Source organism: Duganella guangzhouensis, assembly GCF_009674535.1.
In the GTDB taxonomy this organism is placed as follows: Bacteria; Pseudomonadota; Gammaproteobacteria; order Burkholderiales; family Burkholderiaceae_D; genus Rugamonas; species Rugamonas guangzhouensis.
Genome location: NZ_WKJK01000021.1, coordinates 73576 through 98344, shown reverse-complemented (window position 1 = coordinate 98344; position 24769 = coordinate 73576). Strand labels below are relative to the sequence as shown.

Annotated in this window: 15 protein-coding genes; 4 read left to right on the top strand and 11 right to left on the bottom strand. The window is 63.3% G+C overall.

Annotated elements, in window-relative coordinates:
• From GJ699_RS28890 to GJ699_RS28880, 3 genes are all read right to left on the bottom strand, one after another.
• Entirely contained in the window at positions 1 to 3963 is a 3963-nt protein-coding gene (locus GJ699_RS28890) for a beta strand repeat-containing protein (protein WP_154382886.1), read from the bottom strand.
• A 181-nt stretch (positions 3964 to 4144) separates the two neighbouring features.
• Positions 4145 to 8149: a beta strand repeat-containing protein gene (locus tag GJ699_RS28885; protein ID WP_154382885.1), complete on the bottom strand. Its 4005-nt coding sequence runs from the start codon at positions 8147 to 8149 to the stop codon at positions 4145 to 4147.
• Between the two features lie 144 nt (positions 8150 to 8293).
• The gene (locus GJ699_RS28880) at positions 8294 to 9067 is read right to left on the bottom strand and encodes an exodeoxyribonuclease III (protein WP_154382884.1); all 774 of its coding nucleotides are present in this window, start codon (positions 9065 to 9067) and stop codon (positions 8294 to 8296) included.
• Between the two features lie 77 nt (positions 9068 to 9144).
• Between GJ699_RS28880 and pyrE the strand changes: the two genes are divergently transcribed.
• The 3 genes from pyrE (at position 9145) to GJ699_RS28865 (ending at position 11111) form a co-directional block, all read left to right on the top strand.
• Positions 9145 to 9810: an orotate phosphoribosyltransferase gene (gene pyrE, locus GJ699_RS28875; RefSeq protein WP_154382883.1), complete on the top strand. Its 666-nt coding sequence runs from the start codon at positions 9145 to 9147 to the stop codon at positions 9808 to 9810.
• Positions 9811 to 9885: 75 nt separating this feature from the next.
• Positions 9886 to 10257, top strand: coding sequence for a hypothetical protein (locus tag GJ699_RS28870; protein WP_154382882.1), 372 nt, complete (start codon positions 9886 to 9888; stop codon positions 10255 to 10257).
• Positions 10254 to 11111 carry an alpha/beta fold hydrolase gene (locus tag GJ699_RS28865; protein WP_371867705.1) on the top strand — a complete coding sequence of 286 codons (858 nt, stop codon included), beginning with the start codon at positions 10254 to 10256 and terminating at the stop codon, positions 11109 to 11111. Before GJ699_RS28870 ends, GJ699_RS28865 begins: the two co-directional genes overlap by 4 nt.
• Positions 11112 to 11117: 6 nt before the next feature.
• On the opposite strand, the gene GJ699_RS28860 is transcribed toward GJ699_RS28865, so the two are convergent.
• The 8 genes from GJ699_RS28860 to gatC all read right to left on the bottom strand — a co-directional run bounded on the left by GJ699_RS28860 (position 11118) and on the right by gatC (position 23427).
• Positions 11118 to 16631, bottom strand: coding sequence for an Ig-like domain-containing protein (locus GJ699_RS28860; RefSeq protein ID WP_154382881.1), 5514 nt, complete (start codon positions 16629 to 16631; stop codon positions 11118 to 11120).
• Between the two features lie 33 nt (positions 16632 to 16664).
• Positions 16665 to 17495, bottom strand: a complete 831-nt coding sequence (locus GJ699_RS28855) for a phage tail protein (RefSeq protein ID WP_195763672.1) — start codon at positions 17493 to 17495, stop codon at positions 16665 to 16667.
• Positions 17496 to 17832: 337 nt separating this feature from the next.
• Positions 17833 to 19107 (bottom strand): M56 family metallopeptidase, encoded by a 1275-nt coding sequence (locus tag GJ699_RS28850; protein ID WP_154382879.1) that lies wholly within the window; start codon positions 19105 to 19107, stop codon positions 17833 to 17835.
• On the bottom strand, positions 19104 to 19475 hold the full coding sequence (locus GJ699_RS28845) for a BlaI/MecI/CopY family transcriptional regulator (RefSeq protein WP_154382878.1): 372 nt from the start codon (positions 19473 to 19475) through the stop codon (positions 19104 to 19106). Before GJ699_RS28845 ends, GJ699_RS28850 begins: the two co-directional genes overlap by 4 nt.
• A 94-nt stretch (positions 19476 to 19569) precedes the next feature.
• Positions 19570 to 19935 carry a hypothetical protein gene (locus GJ699_RS28840; RefSeq protein WP_154382877.1) on the bottom strand — a complete coding sequence of 122 codons (366 nt, stop codon included), beginning with the start codon at positions 19933 to 19935 and terminating at the stop codon, positions 19570 to 19572.
• Between the two features lie 113 nt (positions 19936 to 20048).
• Entirely contained in the window at positions 20049 to 21509 is a 1461-nt protein-coding gene (gene gatB / locus GJ699_RS28835; protein ID WP_154382876.1) for an Asp-tRNA(Asn)/Glu-tRNA(Gln) amidotransferase subunit GatB, read from the bottom strand.
• Positions 21510 to 21531: 22 nt separating this feature from the next.
• Positions 21532 to 23004, bottom strand: a complete 1473-nt coding sequence (gene gatA, locus GJ699_RS28830; protein ID WP_154382875.1) for an Asp-tRNA(Asn)/Glu-tRNA(Gln) amidotransferase subunit GatA — start codon at positions 23002 to 23004, stop codon at positions 21532 to 21534.
• 120 nt (positions 23005 to 23124) lie between these two features.
• Positions 23125 to 23427 (bottom strand): Asp-tRNA(Asn)/Glu-tRNA(Gln) amidotransferase subunit GatC, encoded by a 303-nt coding sequence (gene gatC / locus GJ699_RS28825; RefSeq protein WP_154382874.1) that lies wholly within the window; start codon positions 23425 to 23427, stop codon positions 23125 to 23127.
• 260 nt (positions 23428 to 23687) lie between these two features.
• Between gatC and GJ699_RS28820 the strand changes: the two genes are divergently transcribed.
• Positions 23688 to 24731, top strand: coding sequence for a rod shape-determining protein (locus GJ699_RS28820; RefSeq protein ID WP_072789105.1), 1044 nt, complete (start codon positions 23688 to 23690; stop codon positions 24729 to 24731).
• Positions 24732 to 24769: the final 38 nt, after the last annotated feature.

Sequence of the window (24769 nt, the reverse complement as noted above, 5' to 3'; positions counted from 1 at the left end):
TTAGCCCGATATTGGCGTGCTCTGCCCGGTGACCTCGATGTTGGTAGCAATGATCAGTTCCACGCTGCCATTACCCAGGCCATCATGGTAGATGTATTTGTCACTGTCGGAGCTGGTCAGGCGCCAGATTGTTTGATCAAGAACGACGAAGGAATAACTACTGGCGCTGGTGATGGTGAGCGTGTTGCCACCGGCAAAATCGACAACGCTGGCGCTATCGTTTATGAAGACGCTAGACGGGGTGTCGCTACCGAAAGCCAATTGTTCTACGCCGGTGATGGTACCAATGTCGGCGAGGGTGCCATGGAAGTCACTGTCCAGGCGTAGCGTGTCACTGCCTTTGCCCGCGTCCACGCTGGTAGTGCCATATGAATAAGAATAAGTTAGCGCGATGAGGTCGTTACCGCTGCCGGTGATGACGGACGAATAATCAAAGGTCACTACTGTATTGCCGCCATTGCCAGTGACAACTTTCGACCACGCGCTCGCTAAAACATAGGAGCCGTCACCGACGTAGATGTTGGCGAAGATGTCAGCTGTTACGTAGTCGCCTGCGTCGCCGGCGCTGCCCCCATATACGGTTGCGTGGCGCCCCATTACAATCTGGTCGAAGCCATTGCCGCCAAATACCGTAGCGTTGTCGCCAGCTGAGAAGTTGACGCCACCACTTCCCAGGTAATACTGCGATGTGGTGTCGCCTGAACTAGTTGAGATATTGCCTGCCAAGTCGACCAGGCGTACTTCATAGCTTGTGGTCTGCGCGTAGCTCAGGCCGCTCATGGTCCATTTCGCCACGCTGTCGGTAATTGCGGAGGTGGGGGCTTGCGCCCAAGTGCTGCCGTGGTCGAATGAAACTTCGACGACTTCGCTGGCCAGCGAGCCGCTGTTATACACCACGCCCGAGATGCTGTTTGCGCGGGGGCTGAAGTAGCCCGCGATGCCGGCCGTGTAGGCCGTCGGGGCGGAGGTGTCTATCGTCAGTTCCTGCAGCAGCGTGGTGATGTCGCTGCTGATGTCTCCCACGGTTTGCTTGACCTGGATGGTGCCGGCGGCATACACGCCGTCTTGCAGCGTGAAGCCGTCGCCGCTGCCCTGTATCCAGTCGCCGCTGCCGCCGATGCGGTAGTACCAGGTGTGGCCGTCCGTGTCGCCGACGCTGATGAAGTTGTTGCTGGTGATGTGATCGCTGTGCAGCGCCGAGTTGCTGGCGGCCGAAGCCGGCGCGGTGTCGACGAAGGACATTGTCGGTCTTGCCGGGATATCGACGGTGACATTGCCGTTGATGAGCAGGATGGCATTGCCGGCCCCCAGTGCGTCGCGATACACCGAGTAATCGCTGCCGATGAACGTCAAGGCCCATACTGAACCGTCCAGGTGCACGGTACTGCCGGCGTCCCTTGCGGTAATTCTCAGGTAGCCAGTGTCCGAGAATGCCTTCACGCTATCGCTGCTGCCGATGGTGAGTTCATTGGCGCCACCACTGTTAAAGTAAAACTGGTCGATGCCGCTGTAGTTGCCAAGCTCCGATAGGGATACGGTATCGGTGTTGGCCAGTATCAGCGTATCTGAGCCGCTGCCGGCATGCACGCTGGAACCTTTGGAGGTATTCAGTATGATGATGTCATCACCGCTGCCGGTGGTGATATTGGCATTATCGATGGCGACCACGCTGTTGCTGCCATTGCCCGTGGTGACGCTGGAGCCGCTGCCGGTGGTGACCGTCGAACCGTCGCCGACGGTGATGTCGGCATCGTCGCCGGTGACCACGGTATCGCCGGTATCTCCGGTATCGCCGCTGTGCACCGCGCTGTGATTGCCGACGGTGATGACGTCGTGACCGGTGCCGCCGAACACCACGATGTCGTTGGCGCTGGCGTAGCTGAAGGTGACGCCGTCGTTGGCCAGGAAGTATTGCGGGTTGCTGTTGCCCAGCGTGGCGTAGGACGACACGTTGCCGGCCAGGTCGACCAGGCGCACGCCGTAGTTGTCGCCCAACTGGCTGGCGATGCCGCTGAGCGACCACGTCGAGTAATCGCTGTTGACGTAGGTGGTAGTGGCCTTGACCCAGGTGGCGCCATGGTCGAAGGTGATTTCAACCACTTCGTTATCCAGCGAAGTGCTGTCGTACAGCGCGCCGCTGATGCTGCCGGCACCGGCGCTAAAGGCGTTGCGAATGCCGGTGGCGTAGGCGGTCGGCGCGCTGGTGTCGATGGTCAGCTGTTGATTGATGCTGCCTATTTCGCTGGTAAAGCCGTATTGCCCGATTTGCTGGACTTGTATCTGGTCCATTGCGTATGCGCCGTCAAGCAGCGTAAAGCTGTCGCCGCTGCCCTGTATCCAGTCGCCGTTGGCGCTGGTGCGGTAGTACCAGACGTCGCTGGTGAGGCCGCCCACCGAAATCACGTTGTTGTTGCTAATGCCGTCGTTATGCAGCGTCGAGTTGCTGTCGGTGTCGGAGGCGGGGGCGGTGTCGACGAAGGACAGCGTCGGCGCATCCGGCATCGGGAATGGGTTGTAGATGTCCTGGGTGGTGAAGTGCAGCATCGGCGTGTCGCCGGTAATGCCGACATTCCCGGCGACGTCGCTGATGATCGCGCCGTGCACCGTGTAGCTGGTGCCGGTCGTCAACACGGTGTCGAGGTGCGCCGTCAGGGTTCTGCCGCTGACGTCGCTGCTGGACAGCGTCAGCACCTGCTGATTGTCGGGATTGTGGGCGTCGGTGATGGTGAGCTGTGTGCCGTCCGCAATCACAATATCTTCGTTGAAGGTAAAGATCAGCGAGTACAGAAAATACTCGATCCCGATCGCGCCCTCCATCGGCGAGCTGGTCGAGATCACGGGCGCGGTGGTATCGGCCGTCACCAGCGTGGTGCTGCTGGCGTCACCGACGTCGCCGGCGGTGTCGACGATGCGCGCGGCCAGTGTGTGGTTGCCGTCGCTCAGCGTGGTGCTGAGCGCGATGTCGATGGTGCTGCGTTCATTGCCGTTGTAATAGCCGACGCTCAGATAGTCGCCGCTGCCGTAGTACAGGTCGCCGGTCTGGATCACATAGCTGCCCACCACCACCGAGCTGTTGCTGGTGTCGACGATCTGGATGGTATCGCCGGCGTGCAGGCCATGCAGGCCGGCCACGTTCAACGTCACCGCGCTGGCGTTGTTGGTGATGCCGTCGCTGCCGGAGCTACCACTGTCGCTGCCGGACGCCAGCGACAGCGCGCGCCCGGACAAACTGGGGGCCGGCTTGGCGTAGCTGTACACATAGTCCTGGCTGACGGTGGTGCTGCTGCCGCCAGCGGTGTTGCTGACGCGCGCCAGCAGCGCGCCTTGCTGGCCGCCGCTATCGCTGCTGACCAGGTTGTCGAGATTGATTTCGCCGCTGTAGCTCCAGGTGTTACCGCTGATGGTGGCCTTGTACCAGCTGGCGCCGTTGTCCAGCGACACCTGGATGAAATCGCCGCTGCTCAAGGTGCCGGTGTAGGTGCCACTGACGGTCTGCTCCTGCGCGCTGGTGATGTAATCGGTGTCGCTGACGCCGGTGTCAGTGAAATGGATGGTGCTATCCACAGCGGCGCCGGGCGTGGCCACCGTGCTGGCGTTGCCGCTGGCGGTAAAAATGTACAGCGTGGTCGAGCCGATGCGGGCGTTGGCATCACCGCTACCATTGGCTAGCACGGTGCCGGCGTCCATAGTGATGCTGTAGGTGACGCCGCTGGCCAGGGCGCTGTCGAGGTGGATCACGATGTCCTGGCCGCTGTAGGTCAGCGCGCTGCTGTCGTCATCGATGGTGCGGGTATCGTTGGCCCCAATGATGCGGGTGGTCAGCCCGCCGACGCCGACATAGGACTGACTGTGGCCATCCGAAATGACGATGTTGCCGTCACCAGCGCTGACGACGCTGTCGAAGTGCAGCGTGATGGTGGTGGCGCTGGTCGCGGTGACAGAAACTAGTGTTGGCGAAGTCATGGTAATTCATGTTTATCGTGGCCGAAGCTTCAATGATAACAATGAAGCATGACAAATGGACATGAATAATTAGCGATTTTACAAATGACGCTGCGGCGCAACATGCGGCCGTACCGGGCCCACGTTCCTGGCATAGGCTTGGCCGCAGTTGCCCACCAGCAGTTCCCGTTTGCTCTGAAGCTCAGGCCGATGACTGCAGATAGACGCTGATTTGTGAACCGATCAGCAGGACCACGTTGCCGTGGCCTTGATCATCGGAGTACATCCTATAGCCACCACTGTCGCCTGCGTAACCCCACACGCTGCTGTCAAGAGTGACATTGTTGGCACTGCCGGAGTCAATGGTTAGCTGGCTGCCACCCGAGAAATTAGCCACAGTCGATGCGCTGGAGATGTACATGCTGTTGCCGGAACCGAGTATCAGCGTCTCGACATTGGTGACACTCAGTGCACTTAGATAGAAATAGTGTCCGCCGCCGTCCACGTCCAGATTCACGGTGTCGGCACCGGCGCCGCCATCGACGGTCACGCCGGCGATGAAGGAAATGACGTCGTTACCGCTACCGGTCTTGACGGTGGAGCCGTAGCCGGCGGTCACGCTATTGTCGCCATTACCGGTCGTGACTGATGAGTACAGCCCGACGGTGACGTTGGAAGAGTCGCCCACGTTGACCGTGGACTCCTGACCTGCGACCACGGTATCGCCATCGCCGCCGTAGACGGTGGCGTAGTTGCCGGCAGTGATGTCGTTGTGACCGCTGCCGCCGTAGATGGTGGCGACGTTGCCAGTAATGATGTCGTTTTGGCCGTTGCCGCCGTAGACGGTGGCGAAGTTGCCAACCGTGATGACGTTATGGCCACCGCCGCCGTAGACCACAAGGTTGTCTTCGCTATAGTAGTTGAAGGTGGCGCCACCATTGGCCAGGTAGTAGTCGGTACCGTGGGACGAGATGTTCCCCGCCAGATCGACCAGGCGCACGCCGTAGTTGTCCTTCAGCTGGCTGGAGATGCCGCTTAATTGCCACAGACCGTCGTCGCTGCTTGCCGCAACCCAGGTGGTGCCGTGGTCGAAGGTCACTTCGACCACACTGGCGCCGGAGCCGTCATCCTGCACCGCCCCGGAAATGCTGTTGCTGGCGGCGCTGAAGGCGTTCGCTGTGCCGGTGGCGTAGATGGTCGGAGCGTTGGTATCCACCGTCAGTTCTTGTTGCAGCGTGGTGATGCTGCTGCTGAGGTCGCCGACGGTTTGCTTGACCTGGATGGTGCCGGCGTCATACACGCCGTCTTCCAGCGTGAAGCCGTCGCCGCTGCCGAGCTGCCAGTCGCCGCCGCCGATGCGGTAGTACCAGGTGTTACCGTCCGTGTTACCGACGTTGATGAAGTTGTCGCTGGTGATGCCATCGCTGTGCAGCGCCGAATTGCTGGCGGCGGATACTGGCGCGGTATCGACGAAGGACAGCGTCGGCCCGGTCGGGATGTCCACCGTCAGGCCGACGCCGATCACCAGCGTGTTGCTGCCGCTACCCAGGCCGTCGCGATAAGTGTAGTAGTCGCTGGCAGTTGCTGTCAGCACCCATACCGAACCGTCCAGATGCACGGTGCTGTTGTTGCCGGCGGCATTGATTACCAGATAACCATTGTCCGAGAATCCCTTCACGCTGTCGCTGCTGCCGATCGTGATGTCGTTGTTGCCGCCGCTGGCGAAGTACAACACCTCTATGCCGCTGTAGGCGCTGAGTTCGGACAACGAGACCGTACTGGTGTCATTGACGATCAGCAGATCGGTGCCGGTGCCGGCGTGGACGCTGGAGCCGCTGAGGGTGCTCAGCGTAATGTTGTCGTTGCCAGTGCCGGTGGTAACACTGGCATCGGTGCCGGCGTGGACGGTATTGTCGCCGTTGCCGGTGGTGACGGTGGAGCCGGCGCCGGTGGTGACGGTGGAGGCATTGCCAACGGTGATTTCAGCATCATCGCCGGTGACCACGGTATCGCCGGTATCTCCGGTATCGCCGCTGTGCACCACGCTATGATTGCCGACGGTGATGACGTCGTGGCCGGTGCCGCCGAACACCACGATGTCATTCGCGCTGGCGTAGTTGAAGGTGACGCCGCCGTTGGCCAGGAAGTATTGCGGATTGCTGTTGCCCAGCGTGGCGTAGGACGAGACGTTGCCGGCCAGGTCGACCAGACGCACGCCGTAGTTGTCACCCAACTGACTGGCGATGCCGCTGAGGCTCCACCACGACACATTGCTGTTGACGTAAGTGGTGGTGGCCTTGACCCAGGTGGCGCCGTGGTCGAAGGTGATTTCAACCACCTCGTTGTCGAGCGAGGTGCTGCCGAGCAGCGAGCCGTTGATGCTGTCGGCACCGGCGCTGAAGGCGTTGCGAATGCCGGTGGCGTAGGCGGTCGGCGCGTTGGTGTCGATGGTCAGCGTTTGATTGATGGTGCTCACGTCGCTTTCGACGTTGCCGAAGACTTGCTTGACCTGGATGTCATCCATGCCATACACGCCGTCGGGCAGCGTGAAGCCGTCGCCGCTGCCCAGTATCCAGTCGCCGCTGGAACTCAGCCGATAGTACCAGTCAGCTCCCGGCGTGTAACTCACCGAAATGAAGTTGTTGCTGGTGATGCCGTCGGTATGCAGTGCTGAAGCGCTGTCGGTATCCGAGGCGGGCGCGGTGTCGACCAAGGAGAGCGTGGGCGGACCCGGTGTCGGGGTGATGATCATTGCGTCACCGGTGGTGAAGTGCAGCATCGGCGTGTCGCCGGTGATGCCGACATTGCCGGCGACATCGCTGATGATCGCGCCCTGCACCGTGTAGCTGTTCTCAGGGTTGAGCGGGGTGTCTAGGTGGACCGTCAGCGTTCTGCCGCTGATGTCGCTGCTGGACAGCGTCACTACCTGCGTGTTGTCGGGATACGTGGTGGAGGCGATGGTGAGCTGCGTGCCGTCCGCAATCACAATGTCTTCGTTAAAAGTAAAGGTCAACGTGTCCAGAAAGAAATTGACCCCGACCGTGCCTTCCACCGGCGAGGTGGTCGAGATCACCGGCGCGGTGGTATCGGCCGTCACCAGCGTGGTGCTGCTGGCGTCACCGACCTCGCCGGCGGCGTCGACGATGCGCGCGGCCAGCGTGTGGTTGCCGTCGCTCAGCGTGGTGCTGAGCGCGATGTCGATGGTGCTGCGCTCATCGGCATTGGTGTAGTCGACGCTCAGGTAGTCACTGGTGCCGTAATACAGGTCGCCGGTTTCGATCACGTAGCTGCCCACCACCACCGAGTTGTTGCTGGTGTCGACGATTTCGATGGTATCGCCGGCGTGCAGGCCGTGCAGGCCGGCCACGTTCAGTGTCACCGCGCTGGCGCTGTTGGTGATGCCGTCGCTGCTGGAAGCACCGCTGTCGCTGCCGGACGCCAGCGACAGCGCGCGCCCGGACAAACTGGGGGCGTTGCTGGTCGGTGTGCCATCGCTGTACACATAGTCCTGGCTGACGGTGCTGCTGCTGCCGCCGGCGGTGTTGCTGACGCGCGCCAGCAGTGTGCCATCAAGGTCGCCGCTAGCGTTGCTGACCAGGTTGCCGGTATTGATTTCGCCGCTGTAGCTCCAGGTGTTGCCGTCGACCGTGGCCTTGTACCAGCTGGCGCCATTGTCCAGCGACACCTGGATGAAATCGCCGCTGCTCAAGGTGCCTGTGTAGGTGCCGGTGACGGTCTGTTCCTGCGCGCTGGTGATGTAATCGGTGTCGCTGACGCCGGTGTCGGTGAAATGGATGGTGCTATCCACCGCAGCGCCAGGCGTGGCCACCTCGCTGGCGGTGCCGCTGGCGGTAAAGGTGTACAGCGTGGTCGAGCCGATGCGGGCGTTGGCGTCGCTGCTGCCATTGGCCAGTACGGTGCCGGCGTCCATGGTGATGCTGTAGGTGACGCCGTCGGCCAGGGCGCTGTCGAGGTGGATCACGATGTCCTGGCCGCTGTAGGTCAGCGCGCTGCTGTCATCGTCGATGGTGCGGGTATCGTTGGCCCCGATGATGCGGGTGGTCAGCCCGCCGAGGCCGACATAGGACTGGCTGTGGCCGTCCGAAATGACGATGTTGCCGTCACCGGCGCTGACGGCGCTGTCGAAGTGCAGGGTGATGGTGGTGGCGCTGGTCGCTGTGACCGACACAAGTGTTGGCGAAGTCATCGTAATTCATGGTTATCGTGGCCGAAGCTTCAATCATAACAACGAAGCATGACAGACGGGCATGAATAATTAGCGATTGCACAAACGACGCTGCGACGCAACATTGGACCGCACCGGGCTGGTGCGGCCATAGGGAAAAGCAGCTTACAACGGGCCGTATTCGATGGTCAGCGGGGCGTGGTCGGAGAACTTTTCATCCTTGTAGACCGCAACCGCGCTGGCCTTGGAAGCGATACCAGGAGTAGCTACGTGATAATCGATGCGCCAGCCCACGTTCTTGGCATAGGCCTGGCCGCGGTTGCTCCACCAGGTGTATTGTTCCTCGCGCGGATCGATGCTGCGGTGCACGTCGACAAAGCCGACCTCGTCAAACACGCGGGTCAGCCATTCACGTTCTTCCGGCAGGAAGCCGGAATTTTTCTTGTTGCCCTTCCAGTTCTTTAGGTCGATTTCCTTGTGGGCAATGTTCCAGTCGCCGCAGATGACCACTTCGCGGCCTTCGGCGTGCAGCTGCTGCAGGTGCACCATGAACAGGTCCATGAAGCGGAACTTGGCTTCCTGGCGTTCCGGGCCGGACGAGCCGGACGGGCAATACACCGAAATCACGGTCAGATTGCCGAAGTCGCAGCGCACGTAGCGGCCCTCGGCGTCGAATTCCGGCGCGCCGAAGCCGATCACCACGCGGTCCGGCTCGATCTTGCTGTAGACGCCGGTGCCGGAATAGCCTTTTTTCTCGGCATAGTGGAAGTGGCCGTGGTAGCCGCCGGGGTTAAGGAATTCTGGCGTCATGTCCGGCGCCTGGGCCTTGAGTTCTTGTACGCAGACGAAATCGGCGTCCTGTTTGGCCAGCCAGGTGAAGAAGCCTTTGGTGGCGGCGGAGCGGATGCCGTTCAGGTTGGCGGAGATGATTTTTGGCATGGCGGAATCGTGGTGGAAATTTCTGAAGGCATTAGTGTAGCTGTAAAATAACGCCTACTTTAAAGAAATGAGGCCATATGAACAACTTACGTCAGGAATTTATTGCGTTTTCGGTCCAGAGCGGCGTGCTGCGTTTTGGCGAATTCACCACCAAGGCCGGACGCCAGTCCCCTTACTTCTTCAACGCCGGCCTGTTCCATGACGGCGCCACGCTGGCGCAGGTAGCGCAGTTCTACGCGCAGACGCTGCTGGATTCCGGCGTGCAGTTCGACATGCTGTTCGGCCCGGCCTACAAGGGCATCACGCTGGCCTCGGCCACCGCAGTGGCGCTGGCCGGCAAGGGCCGCAACACCTCGTTCGCCTTCAACCGCAAGGAAGCCAAGGACCACGGCGAGGGCGGCACCATTGTCGGCGCCAAGCTGCAGGGCAAGGTTGTCATCGTTGACGACGTGATTTCGGCCGGTACTTCGGTGCGCGAATCGGTGGAAATGATACGCGCCGCCGGCGCCGAACCGTGCGCGGTGCTGATCGCGCTGGACCGCATGGAACGCGGCGGCAAGGATGGCCAGATCTCCGAGCTGTCGGCGGTACAGGAAGTGACCCAGAAGTACGGCATTCCAGTGATCTCGATCGGCAACCTGGACGACCTGTTCGGTTATCTGAACGGCGCCGCCGCTGACCCGCAACTGGCACAATACAAGGACGCCGTGTCCGCCTATCGCACGCGTTATGGCATTGCCTAATTGGCTATCTTGCTAGACTTTGATATTTCTATGGTGTAACCTTCTTGAGGTAGGAGACCATAAAAAGGTAGATCCATGAACATCGCAACACTCAAGGTACACGGCGACGAAGAGGGTTTGGCAGACATCCGCGACGGTCTGCCGACCGAGCCGCATGGGGACTGGCAAAAGGGTGACGTCAAGCCGGATGGGCGGGTGCGTATCGATTCGGGTTTTTACGTAGCGATCGGCACCGAACAAAATCCCACCGAGCTGCTCAAACAGGTCCGTTTTTATTTGAATGAATGCAAGGCGCGCGGCATCCACTTCGAACGTTCCGACGTTGATGCCGAGCTGCGCATTTCCTTCCCCACCGAGCAGGACGCCGACACGCCACCGATCGACTTCTCGCTGGCCGACATGACCATGCTGGTCGAAATGGGCATCAACCTCAGCATCACGGCGTGACCGGTTCGATGCGTTTTGCCGAGGACAGGCTCGCCACGTTCACTGCGGGACAGGGAACGCAGCGGCGTGTCCACGTGTGGGAGCCGGCCGCGCCACGGGCGGTGATTCTGGCCATCCACGGCGGCATGGCGCATGGCGGCGACTACGTCACGCCGGCGCGCTGGTTCCGCCAGCACGGCATCGCCACCGTGGCCTGCGACTTGTGCGGCCATCAGGATGCGCGCCGGGTCGACATTCCCGGTTTCCATGTGTTCCTTGAGGATGGCGCGCTATTCCTGCAATGGGTCAAGCAACAGTATCCGGGCTTGCCGATTTATGTGATGGGCCATTCGATGGGCGCGCTGATCGCCACCCACCTCGGGCTGGGCGCGTTTGCCGGCGATGCCGCCATTCGGGGCTTTATTCTGTCTTCGCCGTTTTACGTGAATGCGATCAAGGTGTCGCCGCTGCTGCTGGCGCTGTCCGGCGTGCTGGGCGCGCTGGCGCCGCGCATGAAGGTGCCGCTGGCGTCGCTGACGCATCAGCTGACGCACGACAGCGCCATCACCGCGCGCCATTACGAGGATGAGCGCGATGGCATCCGTGCCACCGAAATCACGGTCCGCTTCGGCAATGCGCTGACGGCGGCGCAACAGGGACTGGCGGCGCGCCTGCCCGGCTGGCGTCATCCGCTGTTCGCGGTGGTGGCCGGCGACGACAAGCTGGCCGACGCCGACGCGGCCGAAGCCATGCTGAAAGCGGTGCCAACGGCGCTGCTGACCTATCAGCGCCATCCGCACAATTTCCACGAAAATTTCAACGAACTGAATCGCGAGCAAATCTACGCCGATATCCTGGCCTGGATGGCGCGATAAAAGCGATCAGCCATAGCTGATCAGGAAGTCTTGCGCCGACACGCCGATCTTGTGCGCCTCGGCCTCCACGGAGTGCATGAACTCGTCCGCGATATGCTCCAGCGTGACGCCTTCGTTCCGCGCCGCCACCCAGAACGCCAGGCCTGTAGCGTCGCTGGCGCGGCCGAAGATGCCCTGATACAGCAATTCCAGATCGTGCGTGGCATCGCCGTTGAACAGCATCGCGTGTTTCGACTGCGACTCGCTGGACGAGATGATGGCAAGCGCGATATGGCCCAGCGACACGCCGGATTCTGCCGCGCTGGCCCAGAAATTGATGCCCTCGTAATCGGCCTGACGCCCCAGCGTGTCCTGATACAGGCCGGCGATGCGCGCCAGGTTGTCGCTGCTGTCGACGCTGACGGTGGTATCGGCAAAGCGCAGCGTTTCAACGTTGATCAGCAGCGCGCTTTGCAGCGGCTGGGCGTTGGCGGTCACCGTCACGTAACTCTGGTGGTAGGCGATGGTATAGCTGTCGGCGTTGCCATTGAAGCTGGCGCTATCCGCGCCGATACCGCCGTGCAGCACGGTGATGGTGCTGGCGGCGGTATCAGCAGTATCGGCGGCGGCCACGGCCAGGCGTGCCGCGCCGGACTGCGCCCCAGGGAATGAGTTGAACACCAGCGTGTCGCTGCCGCCGCCCGCAAACACCGAGCCGCCGCTGCTCGCGCCCACAATGAACTGCTGCGCCGCCTGGTCGCCGGTGAGGATCTGGCCGCTGGTGCCGCCGCTGACGGTGGTGGCGCCGATGATGGCGGCGAAATCCACCGCGTTCAGTTGCAGCGTGGCGCCGGCCGCCAGGCCGCTGCTGTCGATCACCAGCGCGGTATGCTGGCCGGTGCTGCTGGTGCCGGTCAGCGTCAGCGTGCCGCTGTTGATGCTGACCGGCGTGATGGTCTCCACCAGCAGCGGCACGCTGGCCGCCAGTTGGCTGAGGAAGGTCAGGCCATTGCCGGTCAGGTGGCCCTGGTCGCCGCTGCTGTGATCGGGCGTGGCTGCCACGATGGCCTTGATCAGCTGCTGAAGGGGATCACCGGCCGGGGCGCTGACGCCGCCGCTGGCGCTCAGGCCGAAGCCGGTCGTCAGCTGCGCCAGCAGCAGATTGGCGCCGCTGCCGGTCACCAGCGGAATGTCGGCCACGCTGCTGTTGCCGCTGCTTTCGGCGCGGTCGCTGGTGATGATGGGGACCACGGTCTTGCTGCCGTTGCCGCCGCCGGGCAGGGTAACCGACTGCTGCGTCACGACGACGCCGTCCACCGTGGTCGGCGTTGGCGCGCTCGGTTGCTGCGCCTGGATGGTCAGGGTCAGCGCGGCGCCGGCTGGCGACAGGTTGCCGGCGGCGTCGCTTTGCTTGACGGTCAGGGTGTGCACGCCGGTAGCCAGGGCGTTGCTGGTGATTTGCCAGTTGCCGCTGCCGTCGGCGGTGGCGGTGCCCAGCACGGTGCTGCCGTTGCTGTCGTACAGCGTCACCCTGGCGTTGGCGTCGGCGCTGCCGGTCAACACCGGGTTGTTGATCGTGGTGATGTTGTCGCCGGCGGTGCCGGTGTCGCTGGCGCTGGCGAGCTGCGGCAAGCCAGGCGCGGCCGGTGCGCTGGTGTCGATCTGCAGCGTCAGGCCGGCACTGGCGGCCGAGACGTTGCCGGCGCGGTCGGTCTGCACCGCGGTTAAAGTGTGGCTGCCATCGCTCAGCGTGCTGGAGACGATGCTCCACACGCCGTTGCTGTTGGCGTTGGCGCTGCCCAGCACGGTGACGCCGTCGGTATCGTACAGCGTGATGGCGGCGTTGGCTTCGGCGCTGCCGGTGATGGTCGGGGCGGCGACATTGGTGATGCCGTCGCCGGTGGTGCCGCTGTCGCTGGCGCTGGCCAGCGCGGGCGTGGCCGGCGCGGCGGCGGCGGTGTCGATCACCACCACCAGGCCGCCGCTGGCGCTGGACAGGTTGCCGGCGGCGTCGGTCTGGCGCAGTATCAGCGTGTGGCTGCCGTCGCTCAAGATGTTGCTGGTGATGCTCCAGTGACCGGCGCTATCGGCGCTGGTGCTGCCCAGCAGCGTGACGCCGTCGCTGTCGTACAGCCGCACCGTGGCGTAGGCCTCGGCGCTGCCGGTGATTTCCGGCGTGTTGACGCTGGTGATGGCGTCGCTGTTGGAGCCGCCGCTGTCGCTGGCCGCGCTCAGGCTGACAGCGGTGGGCGCCGCCGGCGCGCTGTGGTCCAGTGTGTAGCTGGCGCCGCTGCTGTAGCCGGCGGCGATGGCGACGCTGCCGGCGTTCTGGATGCCGGTGGCGCTGCTGTTCAGGTCCAGCCGCAGCGCGCCGTCGCCGCTCAGGCTGTTGACGGTGACGGTGTAGACGCTGCCGCTGCCGGACACCGAGGCGATGCTGCCGCTGGCGGTGCCGCTGCTGGTCAGCGAGAAGTCGCTGGCGTCGACGCCGGTCACGCTTTCGCTGAAGGTGATGGTGTAACTGGCGCTGTTGGCGCTGGCGGCCAGGTCGGCCGGCGCGGCGGCGGCGCGGACGATGCTGCTGACCGCCGGCGCATTTTGCACGCTGATGCTTTGCGCCAGATAACTGACATTGCCGGCGGCATCGGTGGCCGACAGATAGATGTGATAGGTGCCGGCGCTCAGCTGCGCCGCGCCGACCTGCAGGCTGCTGCCGCTCACCGAGAAGCTGGCGTTGTCGGCGTCGTTGCTGCCGTTGCCGGTGGCCAGCGCATAGGTGATAGCGCTGCTGTCGCTGGCCGACAGCGTGGCCAGCGTGGCGCCGGCGGTGGCGCTGACCACGGCGGCGTTGGTGTCGCTCAAGGCCAGCGCGCTGGGCGCGGCGGTATCGACCGTGATGCTCAGCGCCGGTGACGCCGCGCTGACATTGCCGGCGGCATCGGTGGCTTTGACGGTCAACTGATGCGCGCCCTGCGACAGCGTGCTTGCGGTGATGGACCAGTTGCCGCCGCTGGCGGTGGTGCTGCCCAGCACGGTGGTGCCGTCGCTGTCGTACAGGGTGACGGTGCTGCCGCTTTCGGCCGTGCCGCTGAGCTGTGGCGTGGTGACGTTGGTCAGGTTGTCGCTGCCGGAGACGCCGCTGTCGCTGCCCGCGCTCAGCACCGCCGCCGACGGCGTGGCGGGGGCCGTGTGGTCCAGCGTGTAGCTGGCGCCGGCGGTGTAGCCGCCGCCGATGGCGACGCTGGCGCCACTCTGGATGCCGGTGCCGCTGCTGTTCAGGTCGAGTCGCAAACTGCCGTCGCCGCTCAGGTTGTTGACGGTGACGGTGTAGCTGCTGCCGCTGCCGCTGATCGAGGCTATGCTGCCGCTGGCGGTGCCGGTGCCGGTCAGCGTGAAGTCGCTGGTGTCGACGCCGGTCACGCTTTCGCTGAAGGTGACCAGATAGCTGGCGGTGCTGGCGCTGCCGGCCAGCGCCGCCGTGGCGCCGCCGGCGCGCGTGATTGTGCTCACGCTCGGCACTGCGTTGACGGTGAAGTTCTGCGCCAGATAGCTGACATTGCCGGCGGCGTCGGTGGCCGACAGATACAGGTGGTAGGTGCCGGCGCTTAGCGTGCTGGCGCCGACATGCAGGCTGTTGCCGCTGATGGTGAAGCTGGCGTTGTCGGCGTCGTTGCTGCCATTGCCGCTGGCCAGCGCGTAAGTGAGCGCGCTGCTGTCGGTGGCCGACAGCGTGGCCACGGTGGCGCCGGCGCTGGCGGCGCTGGTGGAGGCGCTGGCGCTGCTCAGGGCCAGCGCGCTGGGCGCGGTGGTGTCGATGGTGACCGCCAGCGTGCTGGAGGCGGCGCTGACATTGCCGGCCAGGTCGCTGGCCTTGACGCTCAGGTTGTGCGTGCCCTGCGTCAGCGTGCTGGCGGTGATGCTCCAGTTGCCGCCGGTGGCGACCGCGCTGCCCAGCACGGTGCTGCCATCGCTGTCGTACAGGGTGACGGTGCTGCCGCTTTCGGCCGTGCCGCTGAACTCCGGCGTGGTGACGTTGGTGATGTTGTCGGTCGACGATGGGCCGCTGTCGCTGGCCGGCTTCAGGTCCGGCGTCACCGGCGTGGCCGGCGCCACCTGGTCGAGCGTGTAGCTGTGGCTGTAGGCGGTGCTGCTGCCATAGGTGTTGGTCACGCGCACCTGCAAGGTATTGCTGCCGGCCAGCGTGGTGCTGGTCGACCAACTGCTGGAACCGGTGCTGAAACTGCTGGCGTTGCTCCAGCTGTTGCCGTTGTCATAGGACACTTGCACCGATTCGCCGGCCACCAGCGCCGCGCTCAAGCTGCCGCTGATGGTCTGGGCCGCGGTAGCGGTCACGAAGTCGCCGGCGATATTGGTGTCGGCCGACAGCGCAGCACTGCTGACGGTGGTGGTGGGCAGCGCCGGAATGCCGATGTTGGCCACCGTCAGATTGTCGAAGAACGGCGCGTCGGAGCCGGTGCTGAGCGTGACCTTGAAACCGAAGATGCCGACGAAGTCGCTGTTGCCGGCCAGCGAAATGGTGGTGAAGGCGCCGCCGGCGTTCGGGCTGGCGCTGATGTTGAACGCCACTGCGGCGCCGCTGGTGTTGCCGTTGATGTCCAGCGCTTGCACCGTGAAGCTGGCGTTGGCGATGTTGCGGATCGCGAACGAGGTCAGGTCGAAGTAAAAGCCATTGCCGTTGGAGCGGAAGCTGACATAGTCGATATCGTTGGCTTGAATGCGGATCGAGGTGACGTCGCCATCGCCATTGCCGCTGCCGTTGATGCCGCGCAGCGCGAAGGCTGCGGTGTTGAGGCTGGACTGCGCGGTCACATCCCAGCCGCTGCCGGCCATGTCGCTCTGGCTCAGCACCGCCGGGGTGCTGTAGTTCACGGCCAGCTGCTGGTAGTTGGTGTTGGCGCCGATGTTGGAAAAGGTGGTGACGTTGGAGGCGATGGTCAGCGTGTGTGGATAATCCGGCCAGCGCAGCGTGGGCACGCCGATGCCAGCGGCGCCGTGCGCCAATGTCCAGCTGCCGCCCAACGCCGCCGCGCCGATCAGTCCTGTGGCGGCCGCGACCGGGACGCCCAACGCGCGCGACAGCGCCGCCACGAAGGCTCTGCCGGCCGCGCCCTTGGCCACCTCGCAGCTGTACAGCAAAACGCCGCCACCCGGACCCACGGCGCCGCCGATAACGCGCAGCGCGTGCCGCACCGCCGGTTGCGCCAGCGCCGCCAGATCCAGCGTGCGCGTGCCCAGCAGCAGCCGGCCCGGCGCGCCGTGGCACAGCAGATGCAGCGCAGCGTAATCGCTGGCGCCGGCGCCGACGGCCCAGTCGCGCAGCTGTGCCAGGCCGTCGCCATCACCACCGAACTGGTCCACCGTGATGCCGTGCGGCGCGCCGGCCGCCAGCAGATGGCGGTCGCTGAGACCGGCGTCGATCAGCAGCGCTTCGCGGGCGGCGGCCGGTTTGGCCGGCAACTGGGGTAACCGGACCAGGCCGGCGTGATGGTTGGACTGGGGGGAGTGGGCGTGTACGGACATGATGAGTTCTTCGAACGGTGAACGGGTAGGGAATCAGGGGCGCTCGGGATAGAGACCTTGCGCTGCGATGCAATAGGTCATGCCGAGCGACGGCGCTTGGGTCGGCAGCGGCGCAGGCGTGGTGACGCCGCCGCCTGGCAGCACCGTCACCGCGCCGCCGTTGACAGCCTTGACCTGTACCGTGGTGGCGGCCAGCGCCGGGCTGCCGGACACCTCCACCCTGGCCGGCAGCAGGGCGCTACCGGTGCCAGGGTCTTGCGTGGTGTAGGGGCCGGTGAACGTGACGTCGTCCACGCCACTGGCGCCCTTGATGGCGCTCAGATAGCCGTTCTGGCCGCCGCCGAGAGCGACTGTGGTGCCGCCCAGCGCGCCGGTGGCCGAGGCCGCCACCGGCAGGTTGGCCTTGACGCTCAGATTGCCGGGCTGGGCCGGAATGATCAGCGGGGTGTCGGCCAGCGTGGGGACGAAGGTGGCGCCGTGGCTGTGCAGCGGCAATTGGGCCGGGCTCAGCGCGGCCGCCGGCTGGCCCAGTTTCTGGGCGAAGGTGACGGTCGGCAGCGCCGGGTTGGCGCCGGTGCCGGTGCCGACCGGGGCGCGGCCGCGCAGGTCGGGCACGGCGAAAGTGGTACGGCCATCGCCGCCGTAGCTGGTGACGATCAGCGAAAACAGCCCCTGGTATTGGCTGATCGGCAGCAGGCTGCCGTCAGCGGGCACGTACATGCGCGGGCACCAGTTCATGGCGACAATGCAGACGTCGCCAACCGTGGGTTCCGAGGAGCAGGCGCTGGCGCCCAGTGGCAGGGTGCCCATTGCCGCCAGGGCGCAGGCAAGGGTGTAACGGCGGCTGAAAGCTGGATTTTTCATGCACATCTCCGTAGTTGAGGTGTGCCGCCAGCGTCTTGATTGTTAAATGCAAGGCGCCGCCGGCGGTGTCGGGAAACACGTTGCCCAATGGAATCAGGCTAAATTCATGCTAACCCAGGCGCCGGCGGGAAAATCTCACCGTTTGTCTCTATACGGAAAATGTCGCGAAAAATCGCGTGTACATTTGAAAAAATGTCGTGAAATCAGAATAAAACGTTGTTTTTACTCCGTGTTGTTGAATTTTTATAGTGGCACGATTTTCAATGGTGCGCTGGTCAGAAGTGCGCCGGCATGCCGCTTGAGGCGCATGCCGGCGCTGTGAAAATTAACAGTTGGCTTATTCCAGCGTCCACACGTACATCACGCTCTGCCAGGTCGCGACCGGCTTGCCTTTCTTCAGCGCGGGGCTGAAGTGGCATTTCGCAATGCCGGTGCGTGCCGCTTCATCCAGGTCCGGATGGCCGCTGCTGTGGTCAATACGGGAGTCTTTGACGTTGCCATCGACATCGAGCTGGAAGGCCAGTTGCACGGTGCCGGTGCGGTTGGCGGCAATCGCGCCCTCCGGCCATAGCGGCTTGGCGCAGGTGTTGAAATCGATACGGGCGGCCTTGGTGAGCTTTAACGGTGGGCTGGCGGTGGCTTGTTTGTCGGCCGCCGTGGCCTGGGTGTAGACCGAGACGCAGGCCACCGCCACGCCCAGCATGGCGACCGCGGCTTTCCAGTTCAGGCGTTGCGGGGCGGGGCGCAGCAGGTGTTGAATACGTTCCATCAGATTTCCTCCATTGGCCGCTTGGGCCAGTTGGTGATTGGAGAACCGGAGCCGCTCCAGTTCCGATAGAGCAAGGGCCAGGCGCCGCGGTTCGCCTAGCTGCCTTGCGGCGATATGGTCTGCGATCAGTTCGCGCTCGGCGCGGATGCGGTTCGAGATCCACCAGACGGCCGGGTGGTAGAACAGCAGCGTTTCGATGACGTTCTGCAGCAGATTGATCAGATAATCGTGGCGCTGGATGTGCGCCAGTTCATGCGCCAGCAGCGCTTGCAGCAGCTCGGGCGGCATGCCGCTCAGCAGCGAGGCCGGCACCAGCACCACCGGCCGCCACCAGCCGGCGGTGACTGGGCTGTTGAGCGTGTTCACCACGCGCAGCCGCACCGCGCGGGCGATGCCGAAGCGCGACGCCAGCCGGGACAATTCGTCTTGCCAGCGTTGCTGCTCCGGGCCGCCGCCTGGCTGGCGGGCGGCGCGGTCTATCCACAGCAGACCGATGGCCATGCGCAGCGCCAGCGCTGCCGCGCACAGCGCCCACAGGCTGACGATGGCGCGCAGCGCGTCGCGCAGGCTGGCGATATTGTCGGTGTTAAGAATGGCGCCGGCCGCGCCCAGGCCGGGCATGCTGGCGCTGGCGGGCGCGGCTGGCGTGTGCAGGCGCTGCCACAACTCCAGCGCCGGCCAGCCGAGGCAGCACAACAGGCCGCAGCAGGCCACCAAGTAGCGGTATTCGGCGCGGCTGTTGCGCAGCACGGTGAGGGCGACGAAAGTGGCGCAGCCGAGCAGCAGGCCTTGCCACAGAAAGTGCATCAGCGTCATGCCGAGGGCGAAGGTGAGGGCGCTCATTGCTCGTCCTCTTTCAGCAGTTTCTCGATTTCGGCGCGTTCTTTTTTCGAAATGCCGCTGCGCAGCGCGGCCAGCACCAGCGCCTTGGCCGAGCCGGCGAAGGCTTTCTGCATCAAGTCCTTGAGCAGATTGTTTTGCATGGCGTCCTGCGCCTGCGCGGGGGTGTAGATGTGGGAGCGCTGGCTTTCGTCGCGCAGCAGGATGCCTTTGGTGTGCATGATCTGCATCAGGCGCAGCACGGTGCCGTAGGCGAGGTCCGGTTTGTCGGCCTGCATGGCTTCGTGCACCTGCTTGGCGGTGGCCGGACCGAGCGGCCATAGCGCTTGCAGCAGTTCGAGTTCGGCGGCGGTCGGTTTGGGGATGCTCATGTCTCCTCCACAATCAGCGTGTGGAAGTAGACTAACCTATCTAGACAAAAATGTATACTTCTTGACGGGGCGGTTGATGTCGACCGGGATTAGCCTAGTATTTTTTCCAGGTGGTGTTGGCGGGGCACTGGATTTTGGTGGCGCCGCCGCCTTTGCCGGCGGGGTTGCTGACCGCGCCGGTCATCGAGCAGCTGGTTTTGCCGCGCACGGTTTCGACGTAGTACATGGTGCCGTCCGGCGACTCGTAATAGCCGCGCGAATCTTCGCCGGTGCCGACGTAGGCGTCGGCAATCTCGGTGATCTCGCGACCGTATGGCACTTCTTTGCCGAAGTCCGGCACCGCTGGCGTGTCGCGTGTTTCGCGGTCGATCTTCGCCAGGTCTTTCTTGACCTTGTCGATGTCGATGGGATCCGCCAGGGCGGCGTTGCTGGCGAGTAAGAGTATCAGTAGAGTGCGCATAAATCATTATGCGGCAATCCTGTTGTAACAAGCACACGGACGGTGTAAATCCACGCAAAAAAGCCCCACGCAGCCGTGCCGGGCGGGGCTTTTTTGCAGAGTGGCGCGGGTGTTTAGCCGGCCAGCTTGGCTTTCAGCAGCTCGGTCAGCTGGGCCGGATTGGCCTTGCCGCGTGAGGCTTTCATGGCCTGGCCGATCAGCGCGTTGATCGCCGCTTCCTTGCCGGCACGGTACTGCTCCACCGACTTGGCATTGTTGGCGATCACCTCGTTGACGATGGCTTCCAGCGCGCCGGTGTCGGAGATCTGTTTCAGACCTTTCGATTCGATCAGCGCGTCGACCAGATTGTCGTCGTCCGACTTGGCGGCCCACATATCGCCAAACAGTTCCTTGGCGGTCTTGTTGTTGATGGTGCCGTCGGCGATACGCTTCAGCATCAGCGCCAGCTGCGCCGGTTTGACCGGCGCGTCGGCGATGTCCACGCCTTCGCGGTTCAAGGTCGACGACACATCGCCCATCAGCCAGTTGGCGGCGGCCTTGGCGTTTTCCTTGCCGGCGGTGTCCACCACGGCGACGAAGTAGGTGGCCATGGCTTTGGATGCGGTCAGCACCAGCGAGTCATATTCCGGCAGCGCGTATTCGCTGACGAAGCGCTCGCGCATGGCGGCTGGCAGTTCCGGCATCTGCGCCTTGACCTGATCGATCCAGGCGTTCGAGATGATCAGCGGCGGCAGGTCAGGGTCCGGGAAGTAGCGGTAATCCTGCGCGTCTTCCTTGCTGCGCATTTCGCGGGTTTCCTTCTTGTCTGGATCGTACAGGCGGGTCGCTTGCACCACCTTGCCACCGTCTTCAATCAGCTCGATCTGGCGACGCACTTCAACGTGCACCGCTTCCTCGATGAAGCGGAACGAGTTCAGGTTTTTGATTTCGCAGCGGGTGCCGAATTCTTTCTGGCCTTTTGGACGCACCGAGACGTTGATATCGCAGCGGAACGAGCCTTCCTGCATATTGCCATCGCAGACGCCCAGCCACATCACCAGCGAGTGCAGTGCCTTGCAGTAGGCCACCGCTTCGGTGGCGCTGCGAATCTCAGGCTCCGACACGATTTCCAGCAGCGGCGTGCCGGCGCGATTCAGGTCGATGCCGGACATGCCGGCATAGTCTTCGTGCAGCGATTTGCCGGCGTCTTCTTCCAGGTGGGCGCGGGTCAGGTTGACGGTCTTGGTGACGAACTCACCATCCTTCTCGTAGCCGAAGGTGATGGCGCCGCCCTGTACCACCGGGTCTTCGAACTGGCTGATTTGATAGCCCTTCGGCAGGTCGGGGTAGAAGTAGTTTTTGCGGGCGAAGATAGAGGCCGGCGCGATTTTCGAACCGGCCGCCAGGCCGAAGCGGATGGCGCGATCAACGGCCTGTTTGTTCATGACCGGCAGCACGCCAGGCAGCGCCAGGTCAACCGGGCTGGCTTGGGTGTTGGCTTCGGCGCCGAAGGTGGTCGGCGAGCCGCTGAAGATTTTAGAAGCGGTAGTGAGCTGCACGTGGTTCTCAATACCGATGACGACTTCCCATTCCATATGATTCTCGCTGTATTCGTGATTAAACGCCTGCTGGGGCGCGGGTGTGCCAGTCGGTCGCCTGCTGGTAAGCGTGCGCCACGTTCAGCAGCTTGGCTTCGCCAAAGTGCTTGCCGATGATCTGCAGGCCCACCGGGCGATTCTTGGCGCCGAAGCCCACAGGGATCGACATGCCAGGCAAGCCGGCCAGGCTGGTGGACAGCGTGTAGATGTCGGCCAGGTAGGCAGCCACCGGATCGTCCGATTTATCGCCCAGATCCCACGCCACGGTAGGCGCCACCGGACCCATGATGACATCGCACACCGCGTCCGGACCGTTCAGCACTTTCTCGAAGTCCTGCGCGATCAGGCGGCGGATCTTTTGCGCCTTCAGGTAGTAGGCGTCGTAGTAGCCGTGGCACAGCACATAGGTGCCGACCATGATGCGGCGTTTGACTTCGGCGCCGAAGCCCTGGTCGCGGGTTTTGCGGTACATGTCCTGCAGGTCTTTGTAACCCTCGGCGCGGAAGCCGTAACGCACGCCGTCAAAGCGCGACAGGTTGGACGAAGCTTCGGCCGGCGCGATCATGTAGTAGGCCGGAATCGACAGCTTGGTGTTCGGCAGCGAGATGTCGACCAGGGTCGCGCCCAGTTCCACATACTTGGCCAGCGCGGCACGCACCGCGTCTTCCACGTCTTTCGACAAGCCTTCGCCGAAGTACTCCTTCGGCACGCCGATGCGCAGACCGCTCAGCGGCTGGCCCAGTTCACGGGTGAAGTCTTCCTCCACACCGCCCAGTTCCGGCGTCAGCGAAGTCGAATCGCGTTCGTCGAAGCCGGCCATGGCGTTCAGCAGCAGCGCGCAGTCTTCGGCGGTTTGCGCCATCGGGCCACCCTGGTCGAGCGACGAGGCAAACGCGATCATGCCGAAGCGCGACACGCGGCCGTAAGTCGGCTTGATGCCGGTGATGCCGCAGAACGAGGCTGGCTGACGGATCGAGCCGCCGGTGTCGGTGCCGGTGACGCCCGGCGCCAGGCGCGCGGCCACGGCGGCGGCGGAACCGCCCGACGAGCCGCCAGGTACGGCGGTTTTATCCCACGGATTTTTCACCGCGCCGAAGGCCGAGTTCTCGTTGGCCGAGCCCATGGCGAATTCGTCGCAATTCAGTTTGCCCAGCGTGACCATGCCGGCTTGCTGGAACTTCTCGACCACGGTGGCGTCGAATGGGCTGACATAGTCGGCCAGCATTTTCGAGCCGGCGGTCGAGCGCCAGCCTTTGGTGACGAAGATGTCTTTGTGCGCGATCGGCACGCCGGTCAGCGGGGTGGCGGTGCCGGCGGCGATGCGGGCGTCGGCATCGGCCGCTTGCGCCAGCGTCAGTTCGCGGTCGACGTGCAGGAAGGCGTTAAGGTCGCTTTTCTCGATGCGGTCGAGGAAGTGCTTGGCCAGCTCGGTGGCGGAAATCGCTTTGCTTTGCAGCAGGGCAGACAGCTCTTTGATGGTTTTGGTATGCATGGCGTTTCAGTAGAATTCGTTGCGTCGTCAGCGTCATTCCGGCGCAAGCCGGAATCCATAGAACGCGAGCCTGGATGCTCAGCATGGATTCCGGCCTGCGCCGGAATGACGGTGGTATTTTTACTCGATCACTTTCGGCACCAGGTACAGGCCGTCCTGGGTTTTGGGGGCGACCGCCTGGTAGGCATCGCGGCGGTTGGGCTCGCTGGCCACGTCGTCGCGCAGGCGCAGCGCGATGTTGTTCATGTGCGCGGCCAGCGGATGGCTCAGCGGCGCGACGCCGTCGGTGTCCACCGCCTGCATCTGTTCGGCCAGCGCGAAAATGCCATTCAGCTGCTCCAGCGCCGTATTGGTCTGCTGCTCGCTCATCTCAAGTTGGGCCAGTTTGGCAATGCGGGTTACGTCAGATAGGGTCAGGGACATGGCGGTTTGATTGCAATATTGATAAAAAACTTGAAATTCTGCCTATTCGCCTTCAAACACCGACGAATGCCGCTTAAACAGCGGGCTGAGGCACTGCACTTTTGGGTGGATTTTGGATAAATCGCATCCAAATTATAAGGTAGAATGGCGGGTTGATGCGTTGTCGGCGCTGAATCATTGCTGCCGCCGCATTTACGGACACACGGATTTCTCAATTAACGGTTTACGCGCACACCGGGTGCGCCACAGGACACTTTCTAATGTTTGGTTTTTTACGTCGTTACATTTCCTCCGATCTGGCCATCGACTTGGGCACGGCCAATACTCTGATTTACGTTCGCGGCCAAGGCATCGTTCTGGATGAGCCTTCGGTAGTCGCGATCCGCCAGGAAGGCGGCCCGAATGGCAAGAAGACCATTCAAGCGGTTGGTAAAGAAGCAAAGCAGATGCTGGGTAAAGTACCTGGCAATATCGAAGCAATTCGTCCAATGAAGGACGGCGTGATCGCCGACTTCACTGTCACCGAGCAGATGCTGAAACAGTTCATCCGCATGGTGCACGACTCCAAATTCTTCCGTCCATCGCCACGCATCATCATCTGCGTACCGTGCGGCTCGACCCAGGTGGAACGCCGCGCGATCCGCGAATCGGCGCTCGGCGCCGGCGCCTCGCAGGTGTATCTGATCGAAGAGCCCATGGCGGCGGCGATCGGCGCCGGCCTGCCGGTGTCGGACGCCACCGGCTCGATGGTGGTCGACATCGGCGGCGGTACCACCGAAGTCGGCATCATCTCGCTGGGCGGCATGGTGTACAAGGGTTCGGTGCGCGTCGGTGGTGACAAGTTCGATGAAGCCATCGTCAACTACATCCGTCGTAACTACGGCATGCTGATCGGCGAACAGACCGCCGAGGCGATCAAGAAGGCCATCGGTTCCGCCTTCCCTGGCTCGGAAGTCAAGGAAATGGAAGTCAAGGGCCGCAACCTGTCGGAAGGTATTCCGCGCTCGTTCACCATTTCGTCGAACGAGATTCTGGAAGCGCTGACCGACCCGCTGAACAATATCGTGTCGGCAGTGAAGAACGCGCTGGAACAGACGCCGCCGGAACTGGGCGCCGACATCGCCGAAAAAGGCATGATGCTGACCGGTGGTGGCGCGCTGCTGCGCGATCTGGATCGTCTGCTGATGGAAGAAACCGGCCTGCCGGTGCTGGTGGCGGAAGATCCGCTGACCTGCGTGGTGCGCGGTTCGGGCATGGCGCTGGAGCGGATGGACCAACTGGGCTCGATCTTCTCCTACGAGTGAGCTGACTAAACGGGGCCGCGAACAGCGGCCCCAATGCT

What these genes read in the sequence shown, in the direction of transcription:
- GJ699_RS28890 (WP_154382886.1), bottom strand. Translation starts at nt 3,963, where the DNA reads ATGACTTCGCCAACACTAGTTTCTGTCACCGCGACCAGCGCCACCACC.
- GJ699_RS28885 (WP_154382885.1), bottom strand. Translation starts at nt 8,149, where the DNA reads ATGACTTCGCCAACACTTGTGTCGGTCACAGCGACCAGCGCCACCACC.
- GJ699_RS28880 (WP_154382884.1), bottom strand. Translation starts at nt 9,067, where the DNA reads ATGCCAAAAATCATCTCCGCCAACCTGAACGGCATCCGCTCCGCCGCC.
- pyrE (WP_154382883.1), top strand. Translation starts at nt 9,145, where the DNA reads ATGAACAACTTACGTCAGGAATTTATTGCGTTTTCGGTCCAGAGCGGC.
- GJ699_RS28870 (WP_154382882.1), top strand. Translation starts at nt 9,886, where the DNA reads ATGAACATCGCAACACTCAAGGTACACGGCGACGAAGAGGGTTTGGCA.
- GJ699_RS28860 (WP_154382881.1), bottom strand. Translation starts at nt 16,631, where the DNA reads ATGTCCGTACACGCCCACTCCCCCCAGTCCAACCATCACGCCGGCCTG.
- GJ699_RS28855 (WP_195763672.1), bottom strand. Translation starts at nt 17,495, where the DNA reads ATGAAAAATCCAGCTTTCAGCCGCCGTTACACCCTTGCCTGCGCCCTG.
- GJ699_RS28850 (WP_154382879.1), bottom strand. Translation starts at nt 19,107, where the DNA reads ATGAGCGCCCTCACCTTCGCCCTCGGCATGACGCTGATGCACTTTCTG.
- GJ699_RS28845 (WP_154382878.1), bottom strand. Translation starts at nt 19,475, where the DNA reads ATGAGCATCCCCAAACCGACCGCCGCCGAACTCGAACTGCTGCAAGCG.
- GJ699_RS28840 (WP_154382877.1), bottom strand. Translation starts at nt 19,935, where the DNA reads ATGCGCACTCTACTGATACTCTTACTCGCCAGCAACGCCGCCCTGGCG.
- gatB (WP_154382876.1), bottom strand. Translation starts at nt 21,509, where the DNA reads ATGGAATGGGAAGTCGTCATCGGTATTGAGAACCACGTGCAGCTCACT.
- gatA (WP_154382875.1), bottom strand. Translation starts at nt 23,004, where the DNA reads ATGCATACCAAAACCATCAAAGAGCTGTCTGCCCTGCTGCAAAGCAAA.
- gatC (WP_154382874.1), bottom strand. Translation starts at nt 23,427, where the DNA reads ATGTCCCTGACCCTATCTGACGTAACCCGCATTGCCAAACTGGCCCAA.
- GJ699_RS28820 (WP_072789105.1), top strand. Translation starts at nt 23,688, where the DNA reads ATGTTTGGTTTTTTACGTCGTTACATTTCCTCCGATCTGGCCATCGAC.